Annotated in this window: 10 protein-coding genes; 9 read left to right on the top strand and 1 reads right to left on the bottom strand. The window is 62.2% G+C overall.

What is annotated here, in order from left to right; all coding sequences use genetic code 11:
- The 3 genes from ygeW to hydA form a co-directional block, all read left to right on the top strand.
- Positions 1-945: knotted carbamoyltransferase YgeW (gene ygeW, locus ABHR76_RS09015; RefSeq protein ID WP_346977438.1), on the top strand; the 945-nt coding region annotated here is incomplete at its 5' end.
- A gap of 150 nt (positions 946-1,095) precedes the next feature.
- Positions 1,096-1,710, top strand: coding sequence for a nucleotidyltransferase family protein (locus tag ABHR76_RS09010; protein WP_346964937.1), 615 nt, complete (start codon positions 1,096-1,098; stop codon positions 1,708-1,710).
- Between the two features lie 8 nt (positions 1,711-1,718).
- The gene (hydA, locus tag ABHR76_RS09005; RefSeq protein ID WP_196025272.1) at positions 1,719-3,086 is read left to right on the top strand and encodes a dihydropyrimidinase; all 1,368 of its coding nucleotides are present in this window, start codon (positions 1,719-1,721) and stop codon (positions 3,084-3,086) included.
- Between the two features lie 109 nt (positions 3,087-3,195).
- Here the strand turns inward: hydA and yqeC are convergent, their stop codons facing one another.
- Positions 3,196-3,930, bottom strand: coding sequence for a selenium cofactor biosynthesis protein YqeC (yqeC, locus tag ABHR76_RS09000; RefSeq protein WP_196025271.1), 735 nt, complete (start codon positions 3,928-3,930; stop codon positions 3,196-3,198).
- Between the two features lie 102 nt (positions 3,931-4,032).
- On the opposite strand from yqeC, the gene yqeB reads away from it, so the two are divergent.
- From yqeB to rplF, 6 genes are all read left to right on the top strand, one after another.
- On the top strand, positions 4,033-4,827 hold the full coding sequence (gene yqeB, locus ABHR76_RS08995; protein WP_196025270.1) for a selenium-dependent molybdenum cofactor biosynthesis protein YqeB: 795 nt from the start codon (positions 4,033-4,035) through the stop codon (positions 4,825-4,827).
- A 9-nt stretch (positions 4,828-4,836) separates the two neighbouring features.
- Entirely contained in the window at positions 4,837-5,880 is a 1,044-nt protein-coding gene (locus ABHR76_RS08990; RefSeq protein ID WP_346964938.1) for an XdhC family protein, read from the top strand.
- 311 nt (positions 5,881-6,191) lie between these two features.
- A complete protein-coding gene (gene rplE, locus ABHR76_RS08985; RefSeq protein WP_006235260.1) occupies positions 6,192-6,749 on the top strand; it encodes a 50S ribosomal protein L5 in 558 nt (185 codons plus the stop codon).
- A gap of 79 nt (positions 6,750-6,828) precedes the next feature.
- Positions 6,829-7,014 carry a type Z 30S ribosomal protein S14 gene (locus tag ABHR76_RS08980; protein ID WP_022094280.1) on the top strand — a complete coding sequence of 62 codons (186 nt, stop codon included), beginning with the start codon at positions 6,829-6,831 and terminating at the stop codon, positions 7,012-7,014.
- 119 nt (positions 7,015-7,133) lie between these two features.
- Complete coding sequence (gene rpsH / locus ABHR76_RS08975; RefSeq protein ID WP_006235262.1) at positions 7,134-7,532, top strand: 30S ribosomal protein S8; 399 nt, start codon at positions 7,134-7,136, stop codon at positions 7,530-7,532.
- Positions 7,533-7,565: 33 nt separating this feature from the next.
- A partial coding sequence (gene rplF / locus ABHR76_RS08970; RefSeq protein ID WP_346977437.1) for a 50S ribosomal protein L6 occupies positions 7,566-8,054 on the top strand: 489 nt, incomplete at its 3' end.

The following is an 8,054-nucleotide window of genomic DNA, read 5'->3' as shown; positions in this document are numbered from 1 at the left end:
GGCCTTGAGCTGCAGGACCTGGACGAGAAGAAGTCCCAGATCGCCCACGGCGAGACCGTCCGCGAGACCGCTACCATGATCTCCTTTATGGCCGACGTCATCGGCATCCGCGACGACATGTACATCGGCAAGGGCGACGCCTATATGGCCGAGGTCTCCGAGTCTGTCCAGCAGGCCTACGAGGACGGCGTTCTGGATCACCGTCCCACGCTCATCTCCTTGCAGTCCGATTCCGATCACCCCACGCAGTCCTCTGCCGACATGCTCTACCTCATCAACGAGTTTGGCGGCCTCGAGAACCTCAAGGGCAAGAAGGTTGCCGTCACCTGGGCCTATTCGCCCTCTTACGGCAAGCCGCTGTCCTGCCCGCAGTCGCTGATCAGCCTGCTGCCCCGCTTTGGCATGGACGTCACCCTGGCCCACCCCGAGGGCTACGACCTCATGCCCGAGGTCGTCGAGCGCGCCAAGGGCTATGCCGCCGAGTCCGGCACCACCTTTAAGCAGGTCAACACCATGGCCGAGGCCTTCGAGGGCGCCGACATCGTGATCCCCAAGAGCTGGGCTCCGTTTGCCGCAATGGAGAAGCGTACCAATCTGTACGCCGAGGGCGACGACGCCGGCATCGCTGCGCTCGAGAAGGAGCTGCTCGCCCAGAACGCCACCCATCAGGACTGGTGCTCCACGACCGAGCTCATGGAGAAGACTGCCAACGGCCAGGACACCATCTTTATGCACCCGCTGCCCGCCGACATCTCCGGTGTCTCCTGCGAGCACGGCGAGGTTAACGCCGACGTCTTCGACATGCACCGCGTGGGCATGTACAAGGAGGCCAGCTACAAGCCGTACGCCATCGCTGCAATGATATTCCTGCAGAAGGTTGCCGATCCCGCCGCTACCCTCAAGGCCCTCGACGAGCGCAACACCGCCCGTTGGCTCCAGGCTTAAAGCCGGGTTGAGGTAAGCCATGTAAAGGGGGCGCTCTGCCAACCGGCGGGGTGCCCCTTTTTTGCATCGCGGGCGTGCGGGATAAGCGCTTTCGATGTGGATGCCCGCGGCGCGAGTTATGGGTACGATGGTTTCAGGGGAGGTATCACCATGAAACTTGGATGCGTCATTATGGCTTCGGGCGAGGGCAAGCGGTTTGGCTCTAACAAGATGCTTGCCGATATCTATGGCGAGCCGCTGATTGCCCGGACCATCGATTCGGTTCCCCGGGGCTTTGACGTCGTGGTTTCGACGCGTTGGCCCGAGGTCGCTCAGATTTGCGAGGACAAGCATTGCCCGTGCGTGCTGCACGATGGCGAGCTGCGCAGTCAAAGCATTAAGGCCGGCCTTTCGTGGGGGGCAGAACGCAACTGGAAAGGTTGCCTCTTTTTGCCGGGCGACCAGCCGCTCGTGAGTTTGGATTCTTTTGAGGCTATGGTTCGTGCATTTGACGAGCGTGGCCGCAAACATCCGGCGCGTCTTGCGTGCAACGGTGAGCCTTCGAGTCCGGTGCTCTTTCCGGCGGAATTGTTCGATGCGCTCATACGTCTTGAGGGCAAGGACGGCGGCGGTTCGATCCTCAAGGACCGTACCGATGTGGTGCTGGTCGAGGCGCGTGCCTACGAGCTGTGGGACGTCGATACCGCCAAGGGGCAGCAACGCATAACGGAGCATATCGCCGCCTGCTCGTATTTTGATCGCGTGGCCAACTGTATTAATCAATAAGGAGCAACATGATCATCATCAAAAACGGCGCGCTCGTGACGCCCCAGGGGCTTCGCCGCGCCGATCTTGCCATGGAGGGCGACAAGATTGTGCGGATTGCCGCGGCGATTGAGCCGGGTGAGGACGATACCGTCCAGGACGCCACGGACTGTTGGGTGTTCCCGGGCTTTATCGATGGGCACACGCACATGCAGTGCTGGACCGGCATGGACTGGACGGCCGATAGCTTTGAGACCGGCACGCGTGCGGCTGCCTGCGGCGGTACGACGACCATCGTGGACTACGCGACGGCTGATCGCGGCGTGACCATGCCCGATGCCTTGGCCGAGTGGCATCGCCGTGCCGACGGAACCTGCACGGCCAACTACGCCTTTCATATGGCACTCGCCGAGTGGAATGAACGCAACCGCGCCGATCTTTCGGCTATGCGCGAGGCGGGCGTATCGTCGTTTAAGACCTACTTTGCCTACGATCATTTGCGCCTGGACGATGCCGAGACGCTCGAGGTGCTCGAGGAGCTCAAGCGTATTGGCGGCATACTGTGCGTGCATTGCGAGAACGGTACGCTGGTGAATGAGCTGCAGAAGCGCGTGTACGAGCAGGGGATTCATGGGCCCGAGGGGCATGCGCTCAGCCGCCCGGACGTGTGTGAGGCCGAAGCCGTGAGCCGCCTGCTGTATCTGGCGCACCTGGCCGGCGACGCCCCAGTCAACGTGGTGCACCTTTCGACCAAGTTGGGGCTCGAGGCCATTCGTGCGGCCAAGGCGCGCGGGCAGAAGAATATCTATGTCGAGACCTGCCCTCAGTATCTGATGCTCGACGACACCTGCTATCTGGAGCAGGGCGAGGACGGCTTTGCGGGCGCCAAGTACGTGATGAGCCCGCCGCTGCGCCATGCCGGCGACCGTGCCGCGCTGCGCGAGGCGCTTGTGGCCGGCGAGATCGATACGATTGCGACCGATCATTGCAGCTTTAACCTGCACGGGCAAAAGGACCGCGGGCGCGACGATTTCCGCGCGATTCCCAACGGCGGGCCCGGCGTGGAGCATCGTCCCGTCGCGATTGCCACGAGCTTTGAGGGACAGCTGGGACCCGAGGATCTGTGCCGCTTGATGAGCGAGAACCCGGCGCGCGTGTTTGGCATGTACCCGCGCAAGGGCTGTCTTGCCGAGGGCGCCGATGCCGATGTGTGCGTGTGGGATCCCAAAGCGCGCTGGACAATCAGTGCCGCGACACAGCATCAAGCTGTGGACTACACGCCGCTCGAGGGTTTTGGGGCACATGGCCGCGCCAAGGTCGTGTTTGTGAACGGCGTGCTGGTGGCACGCGACGGCGAGCCCACTGGAGCCCAACCCGGCCGCTACGTCCCCCGCTAGCAGCAAAGATGCCGTGTCCCCTCCTCAGTTGCGGTGAAATACGGACTGTTTGCGGCCGTCGGGCGGCCAAACAGTCCGTATTTCACCGCAACTGAGGAGATGGGGCCGGCTACTTGAGGCTGCTGGCGACGACGGGGTGGTCGAGAGCTGCCTCGAAGCGGTCGGCCATCGTGGGGTCGCTGAGCGTGTCGACTTGGTTGAGCATGATGCGGGCATTGTTGAGGTTCAGCATCCGCAGCTCGGCATTGAGCACCTGGGCGACGCGCTCTGGGGTGGCAGTGTCGGTGAGCTCGCAGCCGCAACGCTCGCAAAAGAGCTCGGGGCGGTGGACAACCTCGGCGACGGGTTTGCCCAGTCCCGAGGCGCCGACGACCCAGACAACGTTTGCCGTGGCGGCGGGAATTACCGGCTCCCAGGCGGCATGCGCCTTGAGCGGGAGTCGCTTGCTACCGTCTGCCTCGGCCAACACATAGTCAAAGCGCTGTGCCAGCTCGCCGAGTGGCTCGGCGGGGGCGGAGAGCTTGCCTGTCTCCGGGTCCAAGATGCCTGCCTGGCAGATGCCTCCGCGTGCAAGCCCCGCGCAGGCCTCGCAGGTGCAGCCTGGGGCGTGTGGGGCACCTGGCTTCCAAGGCGCGGCGTCCAGGCGACGATTCGACCCGTCCCATGGCACGCCGGCAACGGGAAGCATATGCGTGGTGGTGCAGAGGAGCACGCGGCCGCCAGCGCGCATGAGCTCAAGACCCAGCGTTTTGAGCAACGTCGACTTGCCGCCGCTGCCGATAATCGCGGTAATGCCCGGCTCGATCCTGAGCGCCGAGGCAAGATTGCCGCTAACCGTTTCCATCTGTTCACCGCCGTATAATACTGTGATAATAAATAATCATCAGAGTAGCGGTCGAACCGCTTTTGCTCTGCTCAAACCGTAGCACAGGGAGGTGCCCCGGGAATGCTCGTTTATGTTCGCGGCGCCGGCGATATCGCCACGGGTGTCGCCGCTCGCTTGGTGCGCGCCGGCGTGTCGGTCGTTATGGCCGATATCGCGGTTCCCACGTGCATCCGCCGCACAATCAGTTTTTGCGAGGCTATTCGCCTGGGCGAGGTCCAGGTCGAGGGCATTCGCGCTCGCTTGGCGCAGACGCCGGCAGAGGCGCTCGAGATTACCCAAGCGGGGGATGTTGCCGTCGTGGTGGACCCTCAGGCCAAGATGCTCGATGAGCTTAAACCCGCGGCTGTGGTCGACGCGATTCTGGCCAAGCGCAACCTGGGCACCACGCGCGACATGGCGCCTACCGTCATCGCCGTGGGGCCGGGCTTTACCGCGCCGGTCGATTGCGACGCCGTGGTCGAGACCATGCGCGGGCATTTCCTGGGCCGTGTCATTACCCAGGGTTCGCCCCAACCCAACACGGGCGTGCCGGGCATTATCGCTGGCTATGGCAGAGAGCGCGTTATCCACAGCCCCGCCGCCGGCGTGTTTCGGTCCGACCGCGCGATCGGCGACATCGTGAGCGCCGGAGACGTGATTGGCTACGCGGGCGATTCGCCCATGTGCACGCAGATCGATGGCTGTCTGCGCGGGCTTTTGGCGAACGGCGTGCAGGTGACTGAGGGCTTTAAATGCGCCGATGTCGATCCGCGCGGCGATGCCAGCTATATCAACTACATTTCGGACAAGGCGACGTCGGTCGGCGGCGGCGTGCTCGAGGCACTCGCTATGCTTACCGATATCTTTAGAGGATAGAAGGCGGCAATGGAAAAGCTCGATGCTGTGAATGCGGCGCTTGTCGCCCTGCGTGCTGGCGAGACGTGCGAGCTCGTGGTCGTGGCCGGCACGGCGGGGTCGTCGCCGCGCGGCGTGGGCGCCTGGATGGCCGTCTTTGCCGACGGTAGCCAGGCGGGCACCATCGGCGGCGGCAAGATCGAGCTTTTTGCGCTGGACGAGGCGCGAGAGCTGCTGGCCGCGGGGCAATCGCGTCTGGTCCGCTACACCATGGGCGGCGAGAACTCCGATACCGGTATGATCTGCGGCGGAGCCATCTGCCTGTGCTATCTGCATCTGGATGCGATCCAGGCACCGTTGTTCCAGGAAATTGCCGACGTCTTGACGTATCGACGTATCGGCGACTTCGTCATCGACTTTGAACCGTTTGTCATTCAGGCCCTGGAGGGCGATGTGGTCGAGTACCATGGCGAGGCATCGCGCCATACCATTGCCGGCTGCCCCGAGCTTTCGCTGGTGGAGGAGGGGAGTAAGGTCACCTACACCAACGCCGCCTCCGAAATTCCCGCGGCGCACATCGAGACGCTCTGCCCCGAGGGCCTGACCTATATCTTTGGCTGCGGCCACGTGGGCGCCGCGACGGCGCGGGTGCTCACGGCGGCGGGCTTTGCCGTCGTGGCGTGCGACGACCGCCCCGGCACGCTGACCCCCGATTGGGTGCCCGGTGTCTACGATCGTCGCTTGGTCGATTACAAGAACCTGAGCGAGCTGTGCCCCATCGGTCCGCGCGACCTGGTGGTCGTCGCCACGGCGGGTCACAAGTCCGATATCGACGTGGTGATTCAGGCCATGCGCGCCAAGCCTGCCTACCTGGGCTGTCTGGGCTCGCGCCGCAAGACGGCCTTTGTGCGTGCCCGCCTGGAGCAGGAAGGCTTTACGCAGGACCAGATCGGCGAGCTGCACCTTCCGATCGGCGTTGCCATCGAGGCCGAGGACCCCGAGGAGATCGCTATCTCCATCGCCGCCGAGATGATCCACCTGCGCCGCACCAAGCTCGTCCCCCGCAAGCGCTAATCGCATCCCCACCAATAAGTTGCGGTGAAATACGGATTGTTTAAGCCTGTTAGGCCGCCCAACAGTCCCTATTTCACCGCAACTGCTTGTTGGGACCCATTTGTGCGGGGGAGTTGTGGAGTTGTGCAGGCAGACGAGGTTTTTCTGGAAATACGCACCCAATGCGCGTATAGTACCGATTGTTTTGTCGGCTCCTGCTGCGTCGAGTCCAAACCGCGAAATGCCATGAGCGGCGCGGATGCAGTCAGGAGGCACGAGGACAACCCATCGTGGCCACGCCCCGTGCTTAAAACCCCAAGAAGGAGTGAACAATGGCAGAAGAGAAGTATGTGCCGCGTCTGAAGACCAAGTACAACAACGAGGTCAAGCAGCAGCTTCAGGATAAGTTCCAGTACGAGAACGTCATGATGATCCCCAAGTTTGAGAAGATCGTCGTGAACATGGGTGTCGGCGAGGCCGCTACCGATTCCAAGGCCATCGACGGTGCCGTGCGCGACCTGCGCGCCATCACCGGCCAGCAGCCGATGATCACCCGTGCCCGCAAGTCCATCGCTACCTTCCGCCTGCGCGCTGGTATGCCGATCGGCTGCAAGGTTACCCTGCGTGGCGACCGTATGTGGGAGTTCTTCGATCGTCTGACCTCCGTCGCGATCCCCCGTATCCGCGACTTCCGCGGCATCTCCGCCAAGAGCTTCGACGGCCGTGGTAACTTCTCCATGGGCGTCACCGAGCAGCTCATCTTCCCCGAGATCGACTTCGACTCCGTCGATCACCAGCGTGGTATGGACATCACTTTCGTGACCACCGCCAATACCGATGAGGAGGCCAAGGCCCTTCTGGACGCCTTCGGTTTCCCGTTCAAGAAATAGGTTCACCTGCCCTATAAGCGCCGTTCCCACAAGGGGGCGGCGCTTGGGGCGAACAATACTCTATGTGAGGAGGATATAAGTGGCTAAGACATCGATGATCGTCAAGTGCAATCGCAAGCAGAAGTTCTCTACTCGTGAGTACACGCGCTGCCAGCGCTGCGGCCGTCCGCACTCTGTGTACCGCAAGTTCGGCCTGTGCCGTGTCTGCTTCCGCGAGCTTGCACTCAAGGGCGAGCTTCCCGGCGTTAAGAAGGCCAGCTGGTAAGTCACTACCAGCGTTTCAAGCATCAGTTTGGAACAGGGAAAACGCGCTAAAAAGGCTTTGCCGTTAAGGGCGGCGAAGAACCAAGAGCACGTGTTCATCAAGAACGAAGGAGAATCTGTATGAACCTTACAGACCCGATCGCAGATATGCTTACGCGCATCCGTAACGCTAACTCTGTGAACAAGGCCACGGTCTCCATGCCGAGCAGCAAGAAGCTCGTCGAGATCGCTCGTGTTCTGCACGAGGAGGGCTACATCGAGGGCTACGATGTCGAGGACACCGTTCCCCAGAAGACTCTGCACATCACGCTTAAGTATGGTCCCAAGAAGGCTAAGGTCATCAACGGCATCCGCCGCATTTCCAAGCCGGGCCTGCGTAAGTACACCGGCGTTGCCGACATGCCCCGCGTCCGCGGTGGCCTTGGTACCGCCATTATTTCCACCAGCCATGGCGTCATGACCGACCGCGATGCTCGCAAGCACAACGTCGGCGGCGAGATCATCGCTTACGTCTGGTAATTCGCTCGGTAGGTAGAAGGAAAGGAGATCACCGTGTCTCGTATCGGTAATAAGCCTGTCCAGATTCCCGCCGGAGTCGAAGTGGCAGTCAACGGCAACAACGTTGTCGTCAAGGGCCCCAAGGGTCAGCTCGAGCTCGATGTCTTTGAGAAGCTCGCTATCAACGTCGAGGACAACGTCCTCACCGTTTCCCGTCCCGACGACGAGCGTGAGACCCGTGCCCGCCACGGCCTCACCCGCGCCCTCATCCACAACATGGTTGTTGGCGTTTCCGAGGGCTTCGAGAAGAAGCTTGAGCTCGCCGGCGTCGGTTACCGCGTGCAGCAGAAGGGCAAGAACCTCGAGTTCTCCCTGGGCTTCTCGCACCCCGTGATCGTCGAGGCTCCCGAGGGCATCACCTTCGAGGTTCCCGACAACACCCACGTGAACGTCAAGGGTATCAACAAGCAGCAGGTCGGTCAGATCGCCGCTGAGATCCGCGGCCATCGTCCTCCCGAGCCTTACAAGGGCAAGGGTATCCAC

Origin of the sequence: Collinsella aerofaciens, from assembly GCF_039752985.1 — a bacterium.
Taxonomy (GTDB): Bacteria; Actinomycetota; Coriobacteriia; order Coriobacteriales; family Coriobacteriaceae; genus Collinsella; species Collinsella aerofaciens_BT.
This window is presented reverse-complemented; position numbering and strand designations above follow the sequence as displayed.

Excerpts from the sequence above, each read along its gene's own strand:
- ABHR76_RS09010 (WP_346964937.1), top strand. The coding sequence starts at position 1,096 with ATGAAACTTGGATGCGTCATTATGGCTTCGGGCGAGGGCAAGCGGTTT.
- hydA (WP_196025272.1), top strand. The coding sequence starts at position 1,719 with ATGATCATCATCAAAAACGGCGCGCTCGTGACGCCCCAGGGGCTTCGC.
- yqeC (WP_196025271.1), bottom strand. The coding sequence starts at position 3,930 with ATGGAAACGGTTAGCGGCAATCTTGCCTCGGCGCTCAGGATCGAGCCG.
- yqeB (WP_196025270.1), top strand. The coding sequence starts at position 4,033 with ATGCTCGTTTATGTTCGCGGCGCCGGCGATATCGCCACGGGTGTCGCC.
- ABHR76_RS08990 (WP_346964938.1), top strand. The coding sequence starts at position 4,837 with ATGGAAAAGCTCGATGCTGTGAATGCGGCGCTTGTCGCCCTGCGTGCT.
- rplE (WP_006235260.1), top strand. The coding sequence starts at position 6,192 with ATGGCAGAAGAGAAGTATGTGCCGCGTCTGAAGACCAAGTACAACAAC.
- rpsH (WP_006235262.1), top strand. The coding sequence starts at position 7,134 with ATGAACCTTACAGACCCGATCGCAGATATGCTTACGCGCATCCGTAAC.